This is a genomic window from Lysobacter sp. P5_C4 (assembly GCF_054049695.1).
The window spans coordinates 193,714-213,430 of the sequence record NZ_JBFULX010000003.1 but is presented as its reverse complement, the minus strand read 5'-3'; the positions used below and the strand labels follow the sequence as shown (position 1 = coordinate 213,430).

Below are 19,717 nucleotides of genomic sequence, written 5' to 3'. Positions count from 1 at the left end.
GCCAACCGAGGGGTCTCGACGTCCGACGAGCATCAACGATGCTTGTTCTGCTCGAATGAGTTGGGCGCAAAATGTTGAGCAAACACCGCAACTTCCAGGTGTTTTTTTTGATACTGGCGGAGGGAGTGTCCGCCAAACCTTAGGTTTAACAGGTCCATGACCGTCCGACAATCAAGCTATTTCTACCCTGCTTTTCGACTGTCCGCTCCTCTGATTGTTCGCCACGGTCCATTGACAGCCAAGAATGTCCAAGCCCTAATGTAGGGAACACCGTGGGGATGGAATATGGGTCGCGAGGTCAACAAGCTCTCGGTATTGCGCATCAAGGCCCTAAAGAAGCCTGGGCGGTATAGCGATGGAGATGGGCTGTACTTCTATGTTTCCAAGGCGGGCAACCGCTCATGGGTCTTTCGCTATCGCGATCGTGTCACCGGTCGGCTGCGCGACAAGGGCCTCGGACCCGTGCGTGACGTCAGTCTCGAGCGCGCACGCGAGGCTGCTCACACGGCACGCGCGGAGCTCAGGGCTGGAGTCGACCCAATCGACACCCGACACGCACAACGCAACGAGGCACGGAGAGAACGAGCGCAACGCGTCACCTTTGGCAAGTGCGCCGAGCGATACATCGACGCACATAGGGCCGCCTGGCGCAATTCGAAGCACGTTTTACAGTGGACCGCCACGCTCGACACGTACGCTGCCAGCCTCACCTCGTTGCCGGTGGGCGCGGTTGATACCACGGCTGTCCTGGAGGTGCTCGAACCAATCTGGGCGATCAAAACAGAAACCGCGACGCGGGTACGCCAACGGATCGAGGCGATTCTGGACTGGGCTACTGCCCGCAAGTATCGCCACGGAGAGAACCCCGCGCGCTGGCGCGGCCATCTCGACAGCCTGCTGCCAACTCCGAACAAGCTGAGAAAGGTGAAGCCACGCGCGGCGCTCCCCTACGCCGACCTGCCGAAGTTCTTTGCCGAGCTTCGTGAGCAGAACGGCGTAGCGCCGATTGCGCTTCAACTGTTGATCTTGACGGCCACGAGGCCAGGCGAAGTTGTCGGAGCTCGGTGGGCCGAAATCGATCTGAATTGTGCGACGTGGATCATTCCCGGGGAACGAATGAAGGCCGGCAAGGACCACCGCGTGCCACTCTCCGATCAAGTTCTAAAGTTGCTGGACTCGATCCCGCCCAACGGTGAGTTCGTCTTCCCAGGAGTTCGCGAAGGCTGCAGCTTGACAACGGCGGCCCCGTTGAAAGTGCTCAAGGGACTTCGGCACGGCCTAACTTCGCATGGGTTTCGGTCGACATTTCGCGATTGGGCGGCGGATATGACGTCGTACCCGAGAGAGGTCGCGGAGGAAGCGCTCGCGCACGGACTCAAGGACAAAACTGAAGCGGCGTACCGCCGCTCTGATCTTCTAGCCAAACGCGCAAGGCTGATGGCCGATTGGGGCAAATACTGCAGCGAGCGGCCACAAAAGGGCGGGAACATCTCGGCCGATCCATTACTCGAGATCAAAGCGGCAGGCCGTCTGACTTTAAACGATTGATAGCGGCTCGACCGGGTGTTACGAGCGACTGCCTGTAGGGGCGGTTGCAGGCCTCAGCGCACCCGTGCGAACGAAAGAGGGAGGTGATCCGTGGCACTGACTACCGAGCAACGAAAGGCAATCATCGACGCAGCGATCGCCGACGCGAAAGCGGGGCGAAAAGCTCTACGCCAAGATGCAACGCCCAAGCCGGTGCCGACACCGGAGACTCCGGCTGCGACCAAGTCTGACGAATAAACAAGTGACCGAAATTGGGCACTAGCCCGGCAAGTCTTTGCGTGAGCACGGTCCGCTCACCTTGCCTTTCTACAACTTGATAGGGCTCTGGCGCTGGCCGATTGCGGACGGTGACAGTCGGCCGGGTCCGTTGACGCTCCCGCGGACATAGGCATTGTCGCGCCTACGGGCCACGGCCTGTGCCACGTCTGGGCTGTACTGCCGGACTCGCCCACCGGTAGCGCCGTAAGAGGAGTCGCGCCCCTCGAACGTGGATGGAAATCAAACCCCCTTCCCAATCGGCGCCTCCGAGGTCGCACCACCGATGCCACTGCAACTTCCTGAAACCGGCTACCTTCGTCTCGCCCAGATCATCGGCAAGCCAGCCACCGCCACTACTCCCGCAGTCCCCGCGATCATTCCTGTCAGCAAGTCGACCTGGTGGGCGGGTGTGCAGTCGGGCCGTTACCCCAAGCCCACCAAGGCTCTAGGCCCTCGGATCACCGCCTGGCGGGTAGAAGGCATTCGCGCCCTGATCGAAGGTGCGAAATGACCGCCCCCGCCGCGCACGTCCGGATGATCCCCGAACCGTCCGCCGAAGATCATCGACGCGGTTTGCCGGACATCGCTAAAGCGCTCGACACGCAGATCGGAGAGCTGTATTTGCGGCCATCCGTGGACACGGCGGCGTACGTCGCCGCGAGCCTCGAAGGCGCGCGTCGCGCGGTTCTGCGCTTCCGTGAAGCGCTGCTTCGCTAAGGGATAGGTGATGTTCAATGAGCCGCGCAAGCCTATTTCGTTCGCACGCGCTGACCAGCATGCGGTGGAGCCCGTCCAATGGCTGATCGACGGGTGGCTCGTCCAGGACTCACTCGCTGCGCTCGTCGGGCCCTCTGGGTCGGGGAAGTCGTTTCTGGCGATCGATTGGGCCGTGCGCGTGGCAACCGGTACGCCGTGGCACGGGCGTACGGTCAAGCAAGGTGCCGTCTTCGTCCTCGCCGGCGAGGGACGCAACGGACTGAGAAAGCGCATTGCCGGGATGGAGACGGGTTTCGGCATCCCGATCACTGGAGCGCCCCTATTTCTCGCCGACTGCCTGCCCGCGCTCACCGACCCGGGCAATGCGCGCGCGGTAGTGGATGAGATAACCGCGGTGGCTGAGAAAATTTTCTTTGAGTCCGGCCACGAACCTGCCTTGGTGATCGTCGACACCGTCGCACGCGCGATGGCGGGCGCCAACGAGAACTCCAGCGAAGACATGGGCCGATTCATCCAGAGCATGGATTGGATTCGTCAGCGGTATGGCGCTTGCGTGCTCTCGGTTCACCACACTGGCCATGGCAGCGAAACTCAAGACCGTGCCCGCGGCAGCAGCGCCTACCGCGCTGCGCTGGATTCTGAGTTCGTCACCAAAACCCACAACCAGACCGTGTCAGTTCGGGCGACGAAGTGTAAGGACTGGTCCGCACCAGCCCCACTAACGCTCACGAAGCAACCCGTCGACGTCGAAGTGGCAACTTCCAACGGGATACAGCGGACATCGACGCTTGTCTTGCGCGACCCAGTCGGCGCAGTTCTCGAATGTCAGCGACGTGAGCAGGTCTTCCAACTACAAGTGCAGGGAGGCACCGTCCGGCAAATTGCCGAACTGACGGGCATATCCAGGTCGACCGTGCAGCGCTGGCTCACCGAAACACGGAGGGAACATGACGAAGCATTCGCCGAGTAACCGCTGTCCCGGACGGCTGTCCCGTCCCAACCCCTATAGGGGTGTGGGACATGGGACAAAGCCTTGTCCCAATGGGACAGAAAGCTCGGGACAACGTGGGACACGTAGGACAACCAGCATGAGCGCAAAGTCCAAACGTGCTGGCCTTCCCAACGGTCGGAAGAACCCATGAAGCCTTTGCGCCTCACCACTTCCCGAAGTTCGAATACGATGGTCAAGAAGGGTCAGGGCGGAATGCGCGAGCGCCAACTCGAAAAGTCGGGAGCAACTTCACCTAAGAACGAGGGCACCCCCTTCGACTCGCGGCGCAGTATCGAAGTCGACATGGGCGACCGCCCGATGTCTCGCGTAAAGGCCGACCTCAGCACTGATGGCGTTCTGGGAAATGCCGCGCTCGTCGGGCAGTTCACCGCAGATCGCTTTCCGGACTACGACCTGACCCAGACGACCTTCTCGCTCCAGGCGCTAATCAAGAAGTCGAACCAAGGCGATACCGGGTTAGCGGATACCCTGCTGATTGCGCAGGCCTCTTCGTTGAACAGCGTCTACCTTGAGTGCATGCGACGCGCTGCCGTAAATATGCAGCGAGAGTACTTAGAGGCGGCGGAGACCTACGCGCGTTTGGGACTCAAGGCGCAGGCGCAATGCCGCGTGACGCTCGAGACCCTTTCGAAGATCAAGAATCCGCCGAACATCGCCTTCGTCAACCAAGCGAACATCGCGAACGGGCCGCAGCAGGTCAATAACGGGACGACGCCCGCGAAGACCTCGCCGCGCCCACGAGATCTCGAAACTGCGCCAATTGAACTAATGGGGAATCACAATGGCAAATGGGTGGACTACTGAACGCCGGCAGCGGCAGGCTATGGATATCCAGAAATGGCGACCATGGGAGCGGTCTACCGGCCCCCGCACGGACGAAGGAAAACGCCGCGCTAGCCGGAACGCGTGGAATGGCGGGGAGAGGGTGACGCAACGCGAATTAGCGCGGCTGCTACGTGAACAGAGGGCATGGGTCGCGGATTTGCTCTAGGCGACAAGCCTGGCCACGCAATCTCGGCGCCACCGAATCCTGCTTTGCGCTTGGACACCCAGTCTGGCGTGTTCCCACGACGTGGAACCCGCTCCACGCTAGGGTAGCCCCTCAGTTTTCCCCACCACCGCGGGTCGAACGCAGGATCAGCCATGAACAGCCAAGATCGCCAGCGACGTGATGCTGATCTACGTCCATTCCTCGAGAAGGCGCGATGCTGGACCGACGAACTGGACGATCTTGTTGTTCAGATCGAGATCCCTGGGGGCAAACGAAATCACTTAGCGGCAGCGACTTCGCATATTTCGAGGGACTTTGGAGAAGGCGTCGTATGCCTTATGGAGAAGCAGCGTTACACGGCTGCATCTGCTTTGGTCCGACCGTCATTCGAGGCGTGCGTGCGGGCCGCTTGGATCGCATTCGCTGCCACCGAAAAAGATCTTGAAAAATACCACCCCCGCAAACGTGATCCCTTTGACCGTGAAAATTTGCGTGAGCGTATCGACCAAGTTGAACGCACGGAGAATTTCAAAGGTGGCGTACTGTCGCGCATGCGTACGCACAATTGGGCGATCCTCAATGGCCTAACACACGCAGGCAGCGATCAGATATTCCGCAACTTGAGTGGCGCGGAGATCACGAGCCGTCATACGCCTGGCGAATGCCTGCTTTTACTCGAGATAAGTCGACTTTCGGCTATTTTGTCTGTTGTGACGCTCGCGGCGATAGCCGACAGAAACGACGTGGCCAAGCAGCTTCTCGAGCTGACTCGGCGTCTCGACACTAGATTTCTCAGGCAGGTCATCAATCCCACACAGTCGAGCGTTCAGAGCTAAGGGACTGTGCAACAGGTCTCCACCTTAAGCGCCATCTTCTTCTTCGTCATCGTTACCCGGTTCGTATCGCGGCACGCCAGCAAGCGACAGCATCCCATCCCATAGGTACTCGTCGAGCGGGATCTTTGCTGCCAGATACCCCGGCGTCCCGCCTTCTCGAACTCCATTTCGGGCATGCGCGACAAGAGCTGCCCAATCGTCTCCTGAATCACCGCGGCCGAGCCAAGCCAGCGCGGTGAGTTCGGCCTGTGCGTCCGGCGAGAGTTTCTCAATCCGCGCCTCGATCGCTTCCGTCTCCGCGCGCCACGCCTTTCGCCAAGAATCGTTTTCATCTCTCTCCCCAGGCCGTGCATCACAGGACGATCGATCAGCGCCCGCCGTGTTGCGATCGCGCGGATCTCCGTCAGGTCGGCGTGCGTGAGGTGCTTCATTTGCGGTCCCGCGGTTTTGGCATGCTCCGATCGTACCGCTCGACGCCAACGGGGGGATCTCGAGCTCGATCATTGCCCTCAACCCATCGCTTTGCGTGACGGCTGTTTCCGAACAGGACGCGGAAGACTCCCGCTTGACCTCTTCAGGCGCCCATAGGCCTAGGCCGTGTCGAGCTTGATCGTCAGCTGGCCATCCACCGTCTGAAGGGTTCCATCCTTCTGCAAATTCAGGTGCCGGCGGTCCGCCAGCAAATACATAGGCAGCGTGGACTCGCGTTCGTGAACTTCGCTGCGCAACGACGTGATCCGAATGGTGCTGCGAACCGCGTGGACGGTGTACTTCTTCCCGTCACTTCCGGTGCCGACGGGAGTCTTGGTAGCCATGGCGCTCCCCCCCAATTGAACGAACAGCTCAATTAGACGCCCACCTAACGAAATGACGAAGGGATTCCCCTTCCCACATCGCCTCGGCCCGACGGATTGCCCGGTGCCGTATGTCCGCTTTCGGCCAAGAGCGGACATTCGCTACAGACTCAAAGCGGGGCCGCGAAGGGGCTGTGATTGCGTTGTTCCGCATCTGCGCGGCGCCTATGGTGAGCGTCTTTGAAAGCCAGTAACCGACGAGGCGCCACTTCCCGCCAACCAACTCGAAGACGAGCTTCTCCTCCACGGCCTTCGAATTTGCAAAGTCGGTTTCGACGGCAATCACCCCGTATTGGCCCCGTGGCGCACCTTCAAGCTCTGTGGGGAAGCCAAATCCCTTGATCGTTCGCTTCCCGGCCGCGCCGAGGGGCTCGCGAAGCGCGGAGATGTAGCGCACAAACTCTGCCTGCGTGGTCTTTGCCGCAAGGCTCGGGCCAGCCATCGCCCAAGCTTCAGCGTACTGACCGGCGTCGAGGCGAGCTACCAGAATCTTTGCAGCCGCCCGGACCTCTTTCTGCTGCTCTTGGGTGCCGCCATCTACAGGCGCGGCACTCGCGGGGCTGCCTGATTGAACGGTGCAGGCGCAGAGGAAGATGGCAAGGAAGATCAGTAGAGAGAGAAGTCTTTGCATGCCAAATTACCAACGATACGGTTAGGGGCCAATGCGGATCGTAGCGGACGGATGTCCGCTTTGGGTCGAAAGCGGACATTGGCGGGGCACGTTTGTCCGGTGAACGCGTACGACCCATAGCGGACATTCGATGCACTGTTCAATGCCGGACGCTTCGTGGAGCGTCGAAGCAGGGACGAAACGCACAGGACTTCATGGTCAGTCCAAGGCCTTGTCGATTCCCTGTCGGCCCTTGGCATGTGGGTAACGCAGTAGGGATCAGCCTGAAAATATAAAACGAAAATGCTAAAAACAAGCATCTTTCGATATTTTCTGGCGGAGGGAGTGGGATTCGAACCCACGGTCGTCTCTCGACGACGCCGGTTTTCAAGACCGGTGCCTTAAACCGCTCGGCCATCCCTCCGGTCGCGACACTCTAACGGCTGATGCTGAACGTTCCAAATGGCCGTTCATGCCGGCTCGGCGCGTGGCTTCCATACCATCCCCCGCGCCGCAAGGACCCCACCGATGCCGACCGACTCGCCCGTACCCCTGCTCTGGACCGGGGGATGGGATTCCACCTATCGCCTGCTCGTGTTGTTGCTCGAACTGCGCGCGCCCGTCGAGCCGTGGTACCTGCTCGATACCAAGCGCGGTTCGGCGCAGCGGGAAACGCAGGCGATGGACTCCATGCGCGCGTGGCTGGCCGAGCACCATCCCGAAACGCGCGAGACGCTGCTGCCCACCCGTGTCGTCCGCCTGGAGGAAGTAGGCCCCGATGCGCAGATCGAACAGGCCTTCTCGCAAGTGCTGCGCCTGCGCGGCCTCGGCGACCAGTACGCGTTCCTGGCGCGCTTCGTGAAGCAGTTCGGCGTGCAGGGCGCCGAGCTCTCGCTGGAGAAGACCACGCACGGCGCGCACGGGATCATCAAGGACCATGTCGCGGGCGTTCGCGACGCGCATGGGCACGACACCTTCCGCGTGAAGGACGAGTATCTCGATACACCGATCGGCACGATCTTCGGCGGGTTTTCGCTACCGCTGTTCTACACCGAAAAGCACCACACCATCGCCGACGTCGAGCGACACGGCTGGAACGAGGTCATCGCGATGACGTGGTTCTGTCATGCGCCGGCCCAGGACGGCCTGCCGTGCGGTTTCTGCAATCCGTGCCAATACGCGATCCAGGATGGCTTCGCGTGGCGCATTCCACCCAAGCGGCGCGCGTTGTCGGAGTTGTACGGCAAGACGCTACAGCCGCTTCGCGGCAAGACTCGACAGTTCCTTCGGCGCTTGCGCGCGTGAGCGCGCAAGTGAAACCGGCCACGACGCAACCGCGAATTGCTCACCGCAACGGGGGATTCGCAAACCTCATCATCCTCAAGGACGATGCGGCTCTTTTCGACGAAACCACACGGCCGCTTCCATGACGTCAACCTTGCTGAACGTCTATCGGTGTTACCAGGGGCACTACATGTTGCAACGCGGACCGGTGATCGAACAGATCCGCGGGACGCGCGTGCATTGGCTCGGCGTGCTCGAGCCCGACGTGCTCGACCCGACGTTGCGACATCGCGTCGAACACGAGTTGCAGGCGCGCGCGTTCGCATTGCTGACGGCGGCGCAGTTCTACGACCCCAGGCGCGGCCGCCACCAACTGCACTGACGCGTGTCAGGCCTGCGGTGCGACGGTCGCCGCCGCGGGCTTGCGGCGCTCCACGTGCGGCGCCCCCTGTTTTTCCTTGTCTTGCGGGCAATTGCGGCAATGCAGGCGCGACTCTTCGATCAACGCGGGCATGCGTTCGGCGAGGAAATCGATCATCGCGCGCACGGCGGGCAACAGGCCGCGACGCGATGCGAACACCAGGTGCGCAATTCCTTGCGGCAGGCGCCATTCGGGGAGCACGACTTCCAGTTCGCCATTGCGGATCGCTTCGGCACACACGGTTTCGGGCAGCATCGTGATGCCGATGCCCTGCCGCGCGAGCGCCATCAGCATCGGGAAATCGAACCCCGCCAGGCGCGGCTTGAGTTCGACGCGGCGTGACTCGCCGTTGGCGTCCTGCAGGTCCCAACGCTGGCGCGCCTCGTCCTCGTTCATGCTGAGCGTGACGTGGTCCTTCAACTCATCGGGATCCTTCGGCCGGCCCATGCGGTCGAGATAACCGGGGCTGGCGACGAGCAACTCCTGGATCTGGCCGAAGGAACGCATCACCAGGCTGCCGTCGTCGTCGAGCTTGTTGCGCGCGCGCATCGCGAGATCGAAGCCTTCGTTGATCACGTCCACGCGGCGGTTGCTCACGTGCAGCTGGACGCGCACCTGCGGATATTTGGCGAGGAACTCGGGCATCAGGCGCGGAATCATTTCCTGCGCGAAGCTCACCGGCACGCTCATGCGGATGGTGCCGCGCGGCTCCGCACTCAGGCGGTCGACGACTTCGCGCGCGGCCTTGGCTTCTTCCAGCATCGTCTGCGCGTGGCGATGCACGGCGCTGCCGACGTCGGTGACGGCGAAGCGGCGTGTCGAACGCTGCAGCAGGCGCACGCCGAGTTCGGTCTCCAGCGCGCTGATGCGCCGGCTCAAACGGGACTTGGGAATGCCCAGGGCGCGTTCGGCGGCGGCGAAGCCCCCGTTGTCGACCACGGCGGAGAAGTAATAGAGATCGTTGAGGTCTTGCATGACCGGCTCCGAACTATTGTCGCAAATGCAACGATGCGTGGCATTTGACCATCTTTATCCCACTGATGCAACGGCCTAGAGTTCGTCCCAACGCAGCACACCCGCTGCCCGGACCTGAGGCTCTGCCATGAAACTCCTGCATCTCGACACCAGCGCCCTGGGCGCGAACTCCGTCACCCGCGAGCTGAGTGCGGCGATTGTCGCGCGTTGGCAGGCTGCCGTGCCGGGCCTGGCCGTCGAATATCGCGATCTCGACACCAATCCCCTCCCCCACCTCACCGGTGCGGTGCTGACCGGCGCCGATGCGGCCGCCAAGGCCGAGGGCGACGCGGTCATGGATCAGTTCCTCGCCAGCGATGTCATCGTGATCGGTGCGCCGATGTACAACTTCGGCATTCCTTCGACCTTGAAGGCGTGGATCGACCGCGTCGCGGTGGCGGGCAAGACCTTCCATTACACCGAAAACGGGCCGGAAGGCCTGGCGACGGGCAAGAAGCTGATCGTGGCCAGCGGACGCGGCGGCATCTACGGCGAAGGCAGCCCGGCGGATTTCCAGGAAGCGTACCTGCGCCACACGCTCGGCTTCCTGGGCGTCACCGACGTCGAATTCGTGCGCGCCGAAGGCGTTGCGTATTCGCCGCAGCATCGCACCGATGCGATGGCCGGCGCGCATGCCTCGATTCCGGTGCCGGTGGCCGAAGCCGCGTAACGGTCAGCCGATCGTTTCGGCGCCACCCATGTAATGACGCAAGACCGGCGGCACCGTGATGGTGCCGTCGGCGTTCTGGTAGTTCTCCATCACCGCGATCAACGCGCGACCGACCGCGACGCCCGAACCATTGAGCGTGTGCACCGGTTCGGGCTTGCCCGTCGCCGGGTTGCGCCAGCGCGCCTGCATGCGCCGCGCCTGGAACGCATCGCAGTTGGAACACGACGAGATCTCGCGGTACGTGTCCTGCGAGGGCAACCAGACTTCCAGGTCGTAGGTTTTCGCCGCGCCGAAGCCCATGTCGCCCGTGCACAGCAACACGCGGCGATACGGCAGCCCGAGCCTTTCCAGCACGACTTCCGCAGAACGGGTCATGCGTTCATGCTCGTCCGCCGATTCGGCCGGGCGCGCGATCGACACCAACTCCACTTTTTCGAACTGATGCTGGCGGATCATGCCGCGCGTGTCGCGGCCGTGGCTGCCGGCCTCGGCGCGGAAACACATCGAATGCGCGGTCATGCGCAGCGGCAGGCGCGTTTCCTCGACGATGACATCGCGCACGATGTTGGTCAGCGGCACTTCCGAGGTGGGAATCAGATAACGCCGGCTACCCGGTTCGTCGCCGCCGATGGCAGTGGCAAACAGGTCGTCTTCGAACTTCGGCAATTGCCCGGTGCCACGCATCGATTCGGCATTGACGAGCAGCGGCACGTTGGTTTCTTCGTAACCGTGCTCGTTGGTGTGCAGGTCGACCATGAACTGCGCGAGCGCGCGATGCAGCCGCGCCAGTTGCCCGCGCAGCACGGTGAAGCGCGCGCCGCTGAGTTTCGCGGCGGTATCGCCGTCGAGCCAGCCGTTGCGCTCGCCGAGCTGCACGTGGTCCTTCACGTCGAAGTCGAAGGTGCGCGGCGTGCCCCAGCGATGTTCTTCGGCGTTCTGCGCCTCGCTCTCGCCCTGCGGCACGTCGTCGTAGGGAATGTTGGGAATGCCGAGCGTGATCGCGTCCAGTTCGCCGCGGATGCGTTCGAGTTCGACTTCCGAGGCCTTGAGTTCGTCGCCGAAGGAGGCGACTTCCGCCATCAGCGCCGCGACGTCTTCGCCCTTCGCCTTGGCCTGCCCGATCGCCTTGCTGCGGGTGTTGCGCAGGTTCTGCAACTCCTGGGTGCGCACCTGCAGGCGCTTGCGGTCGGCCTCGAGCGATTCGATGGCCGCCACCGGCAGGTCGAAACCGCGGGAACGAAGCTTGGCCGCGAGTTCGGCGGTCTGGGTGCGCAGCAGGTGGGGGTCGAGCATGGGGCGCCACGTTTCGATACGGGGGCTGAATTATGCGGCCTTGCAGCGCGCTTGCCGACAAGCCCTGCAGTGGCGGCGTGACAGAATTGGGTGCATGTCGACTCTCTCCTCCCCGTTCGCGACGCGATTGGCCGCCTGGCGGCCCACGCGGCGTGGACTGGCCGTGATCCTCGCCGCCGTCCTGGTCGGCCTGGTGGCATTCCTGATCGTGTGGTCGGGCGAGCACACGCGCGGACCCGCGCAGGTCCGCGCCACCGCCGACAAGCCCGACTTCGCGCCGCTTCCCGCACCGATGCCCGGCGACGCCACCGGCGCCAGCGGCATGGAAGAGCCCGACGCGGACGCGATCGCCGAACAACCGCGCCTGGAAGAAGCGCCGCGCCGCGAAGCCCCGCCTGCGCCGGCGCCCGTCGCGCCGCCACCCACCCCCGCGCCCGCGATGGCGGATATCGGCAGCCCGACGCCGATCGAACGGCCCGCGCCGCGTTATCCCTCGCGCGCCTTGCGCATGCGGGAAACCGGCACGGTGCGCGTCCTGGTCACGGTGGGCGCCGATGGCGTGCCGACCGATGTCAGCGTGGACAGCAGCAGCCAGTCGCGCGACCTGGATCGCGCGGCACTCGAAGCGGTTCGCAAGTGGCGTTTCCGCCCGGCGCAACGGGGTGGCCAGGCGGTCGCCGGCACGGTGGTCGTGCCGATCGAGTTCCGCCTCTAACGCTCAGGCCTCGCGCAGCGCGAACCCCGTGCTGCGCGCCAAGGCATCGAAGGCAGGGAACGAGGTCGCGACGTTTGCGGTATCGCACACCTGGACTTCGCCCTCGCAGACCTGCCCTGCGATCGCGAAGGCCATCGCCACGCGATGATCGCCGTTCGAGGCGACATGGCCACCGCGCAACGGGCCGCCATGGATCGCCGCGCCGTCTTCGGTCTCTTCGACCACGGCGCCGAGCGAGCGCAGGCCGCACGCCATCGTCGCGATGCGATCGGACTCCTTGACGCGCAACTCCGCCGCGCCGCGCACGTGCGTCGTGCCCGAAGCGCAGGCCGCGGCGACGAAGAGCGCCGGAAACTCGTCGATCATGTCCGGCACCGCGTCCACCGGCACGTCGATGCCGTGCAACGGCGCGTACCGCACGTGCAGATCCGCGACCGCCTCGCCGCCCTGCTCGCCCATCGCTTCGATGTCGACGTGCGCGCCCATCGCGCGCAGCACGCGCAACAAACCGGTGCGCCGCGGATTCATGCCCACGCGCCGCAACACGATGTCCGACCCCGGAATCACGCACGCAGCGACGAGGAAGAACGCCGCCGACGAGAAATCCGCCGGCACGCAGACATCCGTGGCGCGCAGGCGATGCCCGCCGGAGAGGCGCGCGATGCCCGGCGAGAATTCGATCGGCCAACCGAACGCGCGCAGCATGCGCTCGGTGTAATCGCGCGTGGGATGCGGCTCGCGCACTTCGGTCTCGCCCTTCGCCTGCAAGCCGGCCAGCAGCACGGCGGATTTGACCTGCGCGCTCGCGATGTCCGAGGCGTAAGCGATGCCGCGCAAGGGTTTGCCCCCCATGATCTTCAACGGCGGGAACCCGTCGTGCGCCGTGATCTCCGCGCCCATGCGCGCCAGCGGATCGAGCACGCGCCGCATCGGCCGCCGCGACAGGGAGCCATCGCCGATCAGCACGCTGTCGAAGCGCTGGCCCGCCAGCAAACCCGTCAACAGCCGCATCCCCGTGCCCGCGTTGCCGCAGTCCAGCGGGCTGCCGGGTGCCTGCAGTCCATCGATGCCGACGCCGTGGACGATGCGCGTACTCGCGCCGGGGGTTTCGATGCGCACGCCCATGCGTTCGAAGATCGCCGCCGTCGCGAGCGTGTCTTCGCCTTCGAGGAAGCCTTCGATGCGCGAGGTGCCGTCGGCGATGGCGGCGAGCATGATCGCGCGATGCGACACCGACTTGTCGCCCGGCACGTGCACCTCCCCGCGGAGCGGACCACCGGGCGATGCGACCCAGGCTTCGCGCGGTGGTGTCGCGTTCATGCGATTGCGTCCAGCGCGTCGAGCAAACGCCGATTCTCGTCGCGATCGCCGATGGTGATGCGCAGGCAATCGGGCAAGCCGTAGCCGCCCATGGGGCGCGGGATCACGCCGCGTTCGAGCAAACCCGCCTCGATCTGCGCGGTGCGCGCGCCGAATTCGACGAGCAGGAAATTGGTCTGCGAGGGATGCACGAACCAGCCGCGCCCAGCCAACGCATCGGCAAGACGGGCGCGTTCCTCGGCGTTGCGCGCCAGCCCCCAACGCAGGTGCGCGTCATCGCGCAGCGCCGCTTCGGCCGCCGCGAGCCCCATGCAATTGACGTTGAAGCTTTCACGCACGCGCTCGAGCACGGCGATCAACGCCGGATGCGCCACCGCGAATCCGACACGCAACCCGGCGAGCGCGTAAGCCTTGCTGAAGGTGCGGGAGACGATCATGTTGGGATGTTGACCCAGCAGCGACAACGCCGATGTGTCGCCTTCCACGAATTCCGCGTACGCCTCGTCGACGACGAGCAGGACCTCCGGCGGCATCTTCCGCAGGAAATCCGACAACGCATCGAGCGCGAAATGCGTGCCGGTCGGGTTGTTGGGATTGGCGAGATACACCAGCTTCGTGCGCGGCCCCACCGCGCCGGCCAATGCGAGCAGATCATGCCCACGCGGCATCGTCGCGTGATCGCGCGGCAATGCGGGCACTGCACGCAAGGTGGCCCCCGCCGCCTGCGTCGCGATCGCATACACTGCGAACCCGTATTGCGACGCGACCACTTCATCGCCCGGCCCGGCGAACACTTGCGCAAATTGCATCAGCAACTCGTGCGAGCCATTGCCGAGGATCAGTTGCTCGACGGCAACGCCATGCTTGGCCGCGAGCGCACGCTTGAGGTCGCCACCCAGCGGATCGGGATAGCGATGCATCCCGTGCAATTGATCGAGCACCGCGGCGCGCGCCGCGGGCGAGGGGCCCCACGGATTTTCGTTCGATCCCAGTTCGACCAGCGACGGCCCGATGCGGCGACGCCAGGCGACGAGGTCATGCCCCGGATCGTAGGCGCGCAACCCCTGCAGCGCCGGTACCGCGAGGCCGTCGAAGTTCACGGCACCGCCACCGGATACGAACCCAGGACGGTCACGTTCTCCGCGAAGTCGGCCAGGTCTTCCAGCACGTCGCGCAGCGGCGCATCGTTCACGTGCCCGCCCACGTCGATGAAGAACGCGTACTGCCACAGCCCCGTATGCGCGGGCCGCGATTCGATGCGGTTCATGCTCACGCCCCGGCGCGAGAGCGGTTCGAGCACGCGGAACAGCGCACCGGGCTGGTCGCGGACGAACACCATCAGCGAGGTGCGGTCGTTGCCCGACGGCGGGAACATGCTCCGCCCGATCACCAGGAAGCGCGTCGTGTTGTCCGGACGATCCTCGATGGGGCCAGCGACTTTCTTCAAGCCGTACACGTGCGCCGCGTTTTCCCCGGCGATCGCCGCGGCGTCGTCGGCGTTGCGCGCGCGCCGCGCGGCTTCGGCGTTGCTCGCCACCGCCAGCTTCTCCGCGTGCGGCAAGTATTGGCGCAACCAGGCGCGGCACTGCGCAAGCGACAACCCGTGCGAATACACGCGTTCGATGTCTTCCAGGTGCCCCGTTCGCGAGAGCAGGTATTGATGCACGCGCAATTCGACTTCGCCGCAAATCTTCAGGGGCGAGGTAAGGAACAGGTCGAGCGTGGATTGGATCGTGCCCTGCCCCGAGTTCTCCACGGGCACCACGCCGAAATCCGCGTGCCCCGCGGCGACTTCATCGAACACTTCCTCGACGCTCGCCAGCGGCAACCCTTTCGCCGAATGCCCGAAGTGTTTCTGCACGGCCTGCTGCGAGAACGTGCCTTCCGGCCCGAGGTAGCCGATCTTCAACGGCTCCTGCTGCGCCAGGCAGGCGGACATGATCTCGCGGAACAGACGCACCAGAACATCGTCGGCGAGCGGCCCGTCGTTGCGATCGACCACGCCGCGCAACACCATCGCCTCGCGCTCGGGCCGGTAGTAATCCACCGCCGCCGCGAGCTTGCCCTTTGCCTTGCCCACTTGCCGCGCGAACTGCGCGCGCTCGGCGATCAGCGCCTGGATCTGCCGGTCGATGCCGTCGATCTGCGTCCGCACGGCCGCAAGATCGAGCGGCGCTGCGTCGCCCGTGGTTTTCGGCGAAGGCGCGTCGGGCTTCCTAGCCATGGCGGCCGGCGAAGTCCCGCATGAAGTCCGCCAGGGCCTGCACGCCCGCTTCCGGCATCGCGTTGTAGATCGACGCGCGCATGCCACCGACCGCGCGATGGCCCTTCAGCGCGAGCAGGCCGGCGTCCTTCGATTCGGACAGGAAGGCCTTTTCCAGCGCTGCATCGCGCAGGAAGAACGGTACGTTCATGCGCGAACGCACCGCTGGATCGACTTCGTTGCGATAGAAACCGCCCGACCCGTCGATGGCCGCGTACAACAGTTGCGCCTTGCGTGCGTTGCGTTGCGCGAACTCGGCCACGCCACCTTCGTCCAGCATCCACTGCACGTTGAGCCCGAGCATGTACCAGTTCCACGTCGGCGGCGTGTTGAGCATCGACTCGGCCGCCAGCTGCGAGCGATAGTCGAAGATGTCGGCGCGCGGCTGGCCGGCGCGTTCGAGCAGGTCGCGGCGCACGATGGCCACGCTGATGCCCACCGGCCCGAGGTTCTTCTGCGCGCCGGCATAGACGATGCCGAACTTCGAAATCTCGAGCGGCTCGCTGGCGATCGACGAACTGAAGTCGGCGACCAGCGGGATCTGCCCGGTGTCGGGGATCTCGCGGAATTCCACGCCGTGGATCGTCTCGTTCGCCGTGATGTGCACGTAGGCCGAATCCGCGGCGAATTGCCAGGCATCGCGCGCGGGGATCGAACGGAAGTGGTCGGCTTCGCTCGTCGCGGCCACGTGCGTGGCCACGTACGGCTTGGCCTGCTTCATCGCCGTCTTGCCCCAATGGCCGGTCAACACGTAGTCGGCCGGCTGCCCCGGTGCGGCGAAGTTCAGCGGGATCAGGGCCTGCTGCGTCGTCGCGCCGCCCTGGGTGAAGATCACCGCGTAATCGTCGGGGATCGACAACAGCGTGCGCAGCGCCTGTTCGGCGGCCGCGGCGACTTCCATGAACTCGGGGCCGCGGTGGCTGATCTCGACGATCGAGGCCCCGGCGTCGCGCCACTCCAGCATTTCCGACTGCGCCTTGCGCAACACCGGTTCGGGAAGCGTGGCGGGTCCGGCACTGAAGTTCCAGGCACGTGGCATGGTGGGCGTCGTCGATGTGGGGTTGCCGGCAGTATGCAACACGCAAATTCGAGCCGACACTCGGCCATCGCATCCGCTCGACGCTTTCGGGCGTAACTGTCCTGTCACCCCCGAGGAAGCCGACCATGTCCCTGCGCGACGCCTTGCGCATCCGCGCCTGCGAGATCACCGACGAAGCGGTGTACGCCGATCGCCGCCGCCTGCTCGCCGCGTTCGCCGCGAGCCCGGCGCTGGCCCTGGCCGGTTGCTCCGAAGCCGCGCCGCCTCCGCCGCCGTCGAAAGTTGCGATCTCGCCCGAGCAGGCGAAGTCGGGCTTTCGCACCAGCGAGGAACTGACGCGTTACGAAGACGTGACCTCCTACAACAACTTCTACGAATTCGGCAGCGGCAAGGCCGATCCTTCGCAGGCGCGCAAGACCTTGCGCACCACACCCTGGCGCGTGTTGGTCGGCGGGGAATGCGAGAAGCCCGGCACGCTCGAACTCGGCGATTTGCTCAAGGGGCTGAAACCCGAAGAGCGCGTGTACCGCCTGCGCTGCGTCGAAGGATGGTCGATGGTGATCCCGTGGCTCGGCGTGCCGCTGGCATCGGTCCTCAAGCGATTCCAGCCGACATCGAAGGCGAAGTACGTCGCCTTCGTCACCCTCGGCGATCCGGCGCAGATGCCCGGCATCCGTTCGCCGATCCTYGATTGGCCGTATCGCGAAGGCCTGCGCATCGACGAAGCGATGCATCCCTTGGCCTTCCTCGCCACCGGTCTGTACGGCAAGTCGCTGCCACAACAGAACGGCGCGCCGCTGCGCCTGGTCGTGCCCTGGAAATACGGGTTCAAGAGCATCAAGTCGATCGTGCGCATCGAGTTCGTCGAGACGATGCCGGAAACCGCGTGGCACGCATCGCAACCGGAAGAGTACGGGTTCTTCTCCAACGTCAACCCGGCGGTCGACCACCCGCGCTGGAGCCAGAAGACCGAGCGCCGGATCGCGGGCACGGCGAGCAAGTTGTTCGCCGATCGCATTCCGACGAAGCCGTTCAATGGGTACGGGGCACAGGTTGCCTCGTTGTACGCAGGCATGGATCTGAGGAAATGGTTCTGAAAAAAGTCCCCATCGCCAAGGGCATCGTCCACGCCCTCGCACTGCTGCCGGCCCTCTGGATCGGCCTGAAGATCAATCAAGTCGCGCACACCGGCAACGGGCTGGGAGCGGATCCGGTCGCCGCGATCGAACATTTCCTCGGTTTGTGGGCGCTGCGTTTCCTGATGCTGACGCTGGCCATCACGCCGCTGCGGCAATGGACGAACCAACCGGTGCTCGTGCGTTTCCGCCGCATGCTCGGCCTGTATGCGTTCTTCTACGCCAGCGTGCATTTGAGCGCGTACCTGGTGCTCGACCTGCGCGGCTACTGGACGACGATTTTCGCCGAGATCGCCAAGCGTCCGTACATCACCGTCGGGTTCGCGGCGTGGTTGCTGCTCGTGCCGCTCGCGATCACCTCGACGAAGGGCTGGATCAGGCGCCTGGGCCGCAACTGGGCGCGCCTGCACAAACTCGTCTATGCGATCGGCGTGCTGGCCGTGCTGCATTTCTGGTGGCTGGTGAAATCCGACATCCGCGAGCCGGCGTTGTACGCGGGCATCCTCGCGGTGTTGCTGGGCTGGCGCTCGTGGAAGTTCTTGTCGACGAAGCGGCGCATGGCCGCCTTGCCCGTCGGCGGCCCGGTCAGCCCGGCGAGCCGAACAGCAGGATCGCGCTGAGGGCCGCGGCCATCAGCAGTGCGGCGAGCAGCAACCAAGGCAGGCGCCGCGCGTTGCGGGCCGCACCACGCGGCGAACGGATCGGCGCGTCGGAATGTTCGAGATCGATGTCGTCGGGCAACGGCGGCGCCATCGCGTCGTGCACGAGCGAAGGGCGCCCCGGCGATTCGACGACGAACCGATGGTGCGCATCGAAGACGATCTGATCGCCGGTGCGCAGCACGGCATCGCGCGCGGCTTCGCCGTTCACGAGGCTCGCCTCGGCGCCATTCACCCCGCGCAGGACGACCAGCCCCTGCTGCACGTCGATGCGTGCGTGGCGTTCGGGAAACGCGGGGTCGTCGATGCGGATGTCGCATTCCACGCCACGGCCGACCAGGCGCGGGCGGTCCAGCGTGAAGCTGCGCCCGTGGTACTGGCCCCCGACGCCGCGCAACAGCACGCGTGGATCCCCACCTTCCCCACCCGGCGCAGGCAGCTCCTGGGGCTGGCGCGGCATGCCGAGCAGGAGCGCTTCGCGGCCGTCGATGTAGATCGCATCGCCCACGCGCAGCATCGCCATGTTTTTTACCGGGCGCCCGTTCACGTGCACGGTGCGCGCGCCGTCGGTGAGTTTGAGCCACGTGCCGCGGCGATCCACGCACAGCTGCGCGAGCATGCGGCTGCCTTCGGCGACGAGCGCGAGCGCGCCATCGGCCGTGCGGCCGATGCCGTGCAACCCGGGGCCGATGCCGGCGTCGGGCTGGTTGGAATCGGGAAAGCGCAGTCGCAAGGTATCCACCGCGCGGGAATCTAGCAGACAATGCGGCCGGATCCCTACGACGAGTCGAGCGCCCATGTCGAAAATCGATATCCGCCACCCGCATTCCCAGCCGATGGCCACCGCGCGCAAGTCGCTCGAACAAGTCGCCGCCAAGCTCGACGACCGCTTCGGCATGCAATCGCGCTGGGAAGGCGACACGCTGCATTTCACCCGCTCCGGCGTCGACGGGCACATCGCGTTGCAACCCGACTCGCTGCACGTCACCGCGCAACTGGGGTTCCTGCTGTCGGCGATGAAGGGCCCGATCGAACAGGAAATCCGCCGCGTGCTCGACGAGAAGTTCGCCTGACCCT

General features: G+C 64.7%; 23 protein-coding genes and 1 tRNA gene. 13 read left to right on the top strand and 11 right to left on the bottom strand.

Features of this window, described 5'->3' with window-relative positions; genetic code table 11:
* Window positions 1–285: 285 nt before the first annotated feature.
* The 6 genes from ACXJJ8_RS08945 (at window position 286) to ACXJJ8_RS08920 (ending at window position 5,362) form a co-directional block, all read left to right on the top strand.
* A complete protein-coding gene (locus tag ACXJJ8_RS08945; protein WP_499029065.1) occupies window positions 286–1,548 on the top strand; it encodes a tyrosine-type recombinase/integrase in 1,263 nt (420 codons plus the stop codon).
* A 541-nt stretch (window positions 1,549–2,089) separates the two neighbouring features.
* On the top strand, window positions 2,090–2,317 hold the full coding sequence (locus ACXJJ8_RS08940; protein WP_499029062.1) for a helix-turn-helix transcriptional regulator: 228 nt from the start codon (window positions 2,090–2,092) through the stop codon (window positions 2,315–2,317).
* Complete coding sequence (locus tag ACXJJ8_RS08935; protein WP_499029060.1) at window positions 2,314–2,523, top strand: hypothetical protein; 210 nt, start codon at window positions 2,314–2,316, stop codon at window positions 2,521–2,523. The genes ACXJJ8_RS08940 and ACXJJ8_RS08935 overlap by 4 nt, the downstream gene beginning before the upstream one ends.
* Before the next feature lie 10 nt (window positions 2,524–2,533).
* Complete coding sequence (locus ACXJJ8_RS08930; protein ID WP_499029058.1) at window positions 2,534–3,493, top strand: AAA family ATPase; 960 nt, start codon at window positions 2,534–2,536, stop codon at window positions 3,491–3,493.
* 168 nt (window positions 3,494–3,661) lie between these two features.
* The gene (locus ACXJJ8_RS08925) at window positions 3,662–4,339 is read left to right on the top strand and encodes a hypothetical protein (protein WP_499029057.1); all 678 of its coding nucleotides are present in this window, start codon (window positions 3,662–3,664) and stop codon (window positions 4,337–4,339) included.
* A 339-nt stretch (window positions 4,340–4,678) separates the two neighbouring features.
* Window positions 4,679–5,362: a DUF6988 family protein gene (locus ACXJJ8_RS08920; protein WP_499029055.1), complete on the top strand. Its 684-nt coding sequence runs from the start codon at window positions 4,679–4,681 to the stop codon at window positions 5,360–5,362.
* A 24-nt stretch (window positions 5,363–5,386) separates the two neighbouring features.
* Here ACXJJ8_RS08920 and ACXJJ8_RS08915 read toward each other — a convergent pair whose 3' ends face one another.
* The 4 genes from ACXJJ8_RS08915 to ACXJJ8_RS08900 all read right to left on the bottom strand — a co-directional run bounded on the left by ACXJJ8_RS08915 (window position 5,387) and on the right by ACXJJ8_RS08900 (window position 7,250).
* Window positions 5,387–5,866, bottom strand: coding sequence for a DUF3775 domain-containing protein (locus ACXJJ8_RS08915; protein ID WP_499029053.1), 480 nt, complete (start codon window positions 5,864–5,866; stop codon window positions 5,387–5,389).
* 86 nt (window positions 5,867–5,952) lie between these two features.
* On the bottom strand, window positions 5,953–6,177 hold the full coding sequence (locus ACXJJ8_RS08910) for a hypothetical protein (protein ID WP_499029051.1): 225 nt from the start codon (window positions 6,175–6,177) through the stop codon (window positions 5,953–5,955).
* Between the two features lie 28 nt (window positions 6,178–6,205).
* Window positions 6,206–6,847 (bottom strand): DUF4019 domain-containing protein, encoded by a 642-nt coding sequence (locus ACXJJ8_RS08905; RefSeq protein WP_499029049.1) that lies wholly within the window; start codon window positions 6,845–6,847, stop codon window positions 6,206–6,208.
* Between the two features lie 313 nt (window positions 6,848–7,160).
* Window positions 7,161–7,250: transfer RNA gene (locus ACXJJ8_RS08900), tRNA-Ser, on the bottom strand.
* Window positions 7,251–7,354: 104 nt separating this feature from the next.
* Between ACXJJ8_RS08900 and ACXJJ8_RS08895 the strand changes: the two genes are divergently transcribed.
* Both ACXJJ8_RS08895 and ACXJJ8_RS08890 read left to right on the top strand, forming a co-directional pair.
* Window positions 7,355–8,131 carry a hypothetical protein gene (locus tag ACXJJ8_RS08895; RefSeq protein ID WP_499029046.1) on the top strand — a complete coding sequence of 259 codons (777 nt, stop codon included), beginning with the start codon at window positions 7,355–7,357 and terminating at the stop codon, window positions 8,129–8,131.
* 121 nt (window positions 8,132–8,252) lie between these two features.
* Window positions 8,253–8,492, top strand: coding sequence for a hypothetical protein (locus ACXJJ8_RS08890; RefSeq protein WP_499029045.1), 240 nt, complete (start codon window positions 8,253–8,255; stop codon window positions 8,490–8,492).
* Between the two features lie 6 nt (window positions 8,493–8,498).
* Here the strand turns inward: ACXJJ8_RS08890 and ACXJJ8_RS08885 are convergent, their stop codons facing one another.
* Entirely contained in the window at window positions 8,499–9,506 is a 1,008-nt protein-coding gene (locus tag ACXJJ8_RS08885; RefSeq protein WP_499029043.1) for a LysR family transcriptional regulator, read from the bottom strand.
* A 127-nt stretch (window positions 9,507–9,633) separates the two neighbouring features.
* Between ACXJJ8_RS08885 and ACXJJ8_RS08880 the strand changes: the two genes are divergently transcribed.
* Window positions 9,634–10,215, top strand: a complete 582-nt coding sequence (locus ACXJJ8_RS08880) for an FMN-dependent NADH-azoreductase (protein WP_499029041.1) — start codon at window positions 9,634–9,636, stop codon at window positions 10,213–10,215.
* A gap of 3 nt (window positions 10,216–10,218) precedes the next feature.
* Here ACXJJ8_RS08880 and serS read toward each other — a convergent pair whose 3' ends face one another.
* The gene (gene serS / locus ACXJJ8_RS08875; RefSeq protein ID WP_499029039.1) at window positions 10,219–11,508 is read right to left on the bottom strand and encodes a serine--tRNA ligase; all 1,290 of its coding nucleotides are present in this window, start codon (window positions 11,506–11,508) and stop codon (window positions 10,219–10,221) included.
* 94 nt (window positions 11,509–11,602) lie between these two features.
* On the opposite strand from serS, the gene ACXJJ8_RS08870 reads away from it, so the two are divergent.
* Entirely contained in the window at window positions 11,603–12,223 is a 621-nt protein-coding gene (locus tag ACXJJ8_RS08870) for an energy transducer TonB (RefSeq protein WP_499029038.1), read from the top strand.
* Window positions 12,224–12,226: 3 nt separating this feature from the next.
* Here ACXJJ8_RS08870 and aroA read toward each other — a convergent pair whose 3' ends face one another.
* The 4 genes from aroA to serC are packed head-to-tail and all read right to left on the bottom strand — an operon-like array spanning window position 12,227 to window position 16,845.
* Complete coding sequence (gene aroA, locus ACXJJ8_RS08865; RefSeq protein WP_499029036.1) at window positions 12,227–13,543, bottom strand: 3-phosphoshikimate 1-carboxyvinyltransferase; 1,317 nt, start codon at window positions 13,541–13,543, stop codon at window positions 12,227–12,229.
* Window positions 13,540–14,643: a histidinol-phosphate transaminase gene (gene hisC / locus ACXJJ8_RS08860; protein WP_499029033.1), complete on the bottom strand. Its 1,104-nt coding sequence runs from the start codon at window positions 14,641–14,643 to the stop codon at window positions 13,540–13,542. The genes aroA and hisC overlap by 4 nt, the downstream gene beginning before the upstream one ends.
* Window positions 14,640–15,767 carry a prephenate dehydratase gene (pheA, locus tag ACXJJ8_RS08855; RefSeq protein ID WP_499029031.1) on the bottom strand — a complete coding sequence of 376 codons (1,128 nt, stop codon included), beginning with the start codon at window positions 15,765–15,767 and terminating at the stop codon, window positions 14,640–14,642. Before pheA ends, hisC begins: the two co-directional genes overlap by 4 nt.
* A complete protein-coding gene (serC, locus tag ACXJJ8_RS08850; RefSeq protein WP_499029029.1) occupies window positions 15,760–16,845 on the bottom strand; it encodes a 3-phosphoserine/phosphohydroxythreonine transaminase in 1,086 nt (361 codons plus the stop codon). The genes pheA and serC overlap by 8 nt, the downstream gene beginning before the upstream one ends.
* Window positions 16,846–16,970: 125 nt before the next feature.
* On the opposite strand from serC, the gene msrP reads away from it, so the two are divergent.
* Window positions 16,971–17,942, top strand: a complete 972-nt coding sequence (msrP, locus tag ACXJJ8_RS08845) for a protein-methionine-sulfoxide reductase catalytic subunit MsrP (protein ID WP_499029026.1) — start codon at window positions 16,971–16,973, stop codon at window positions 17,940–17,942.
* A complete protein-coding gene (gene msrQ, locus ACXJJ8_RS08840) occupies window positions 17,933–18,601 on the top strand; it encodes a protein-methionine-sulfoxide reductase heme-binding subunit MsrQ (RefSeq protein WP_499029024.1) in 669 nt (222 codons plus the stop codon). Before msrP ends, msrQ begins: the two co-directional genes overlap by 10 nt.
* On the opposite strand, the gene ACXJJ8_RS08835 is transcribed toward msrQ, so the two are convergent.
* Window positions 18,567–19,382, bottom strand: coding sequence for an FHA domain-containing protein (locus ACXJJ8_RS08835; protein ID WP_499029022.1), 816 nt, complete (start codon window positions 19,380–19,382; stop codon window positions 18,567–18,569). The genes msrQ and ACXJJ8_RS08835 overlap by 35 nt on opposite strands.
* A 55-nt stretch (window positions 19,383–19,437) precedes the next feature.
* Here ACXJJ8_RS08835 and ACXJJ8_RS08830 point away from each other — a divergent pair, with 55 nt between their 5' ends.
* Window positions 19,438–19,713 carry a polyhydroxyalkanoic acid system family protein gene (locus ACXJJ8_RS08830; RefSeq protein WP_498965138.1) on the top strand — a complete coding sequence of 92 codons (276 nt, stop codon included), beginning with the start codon at window positions 19,438–19,440 and terminating at the stop codon, window positions 19,711–19,713.
* Window positions 19,714–19,717 lie beyond the last annotated feature (4 nt).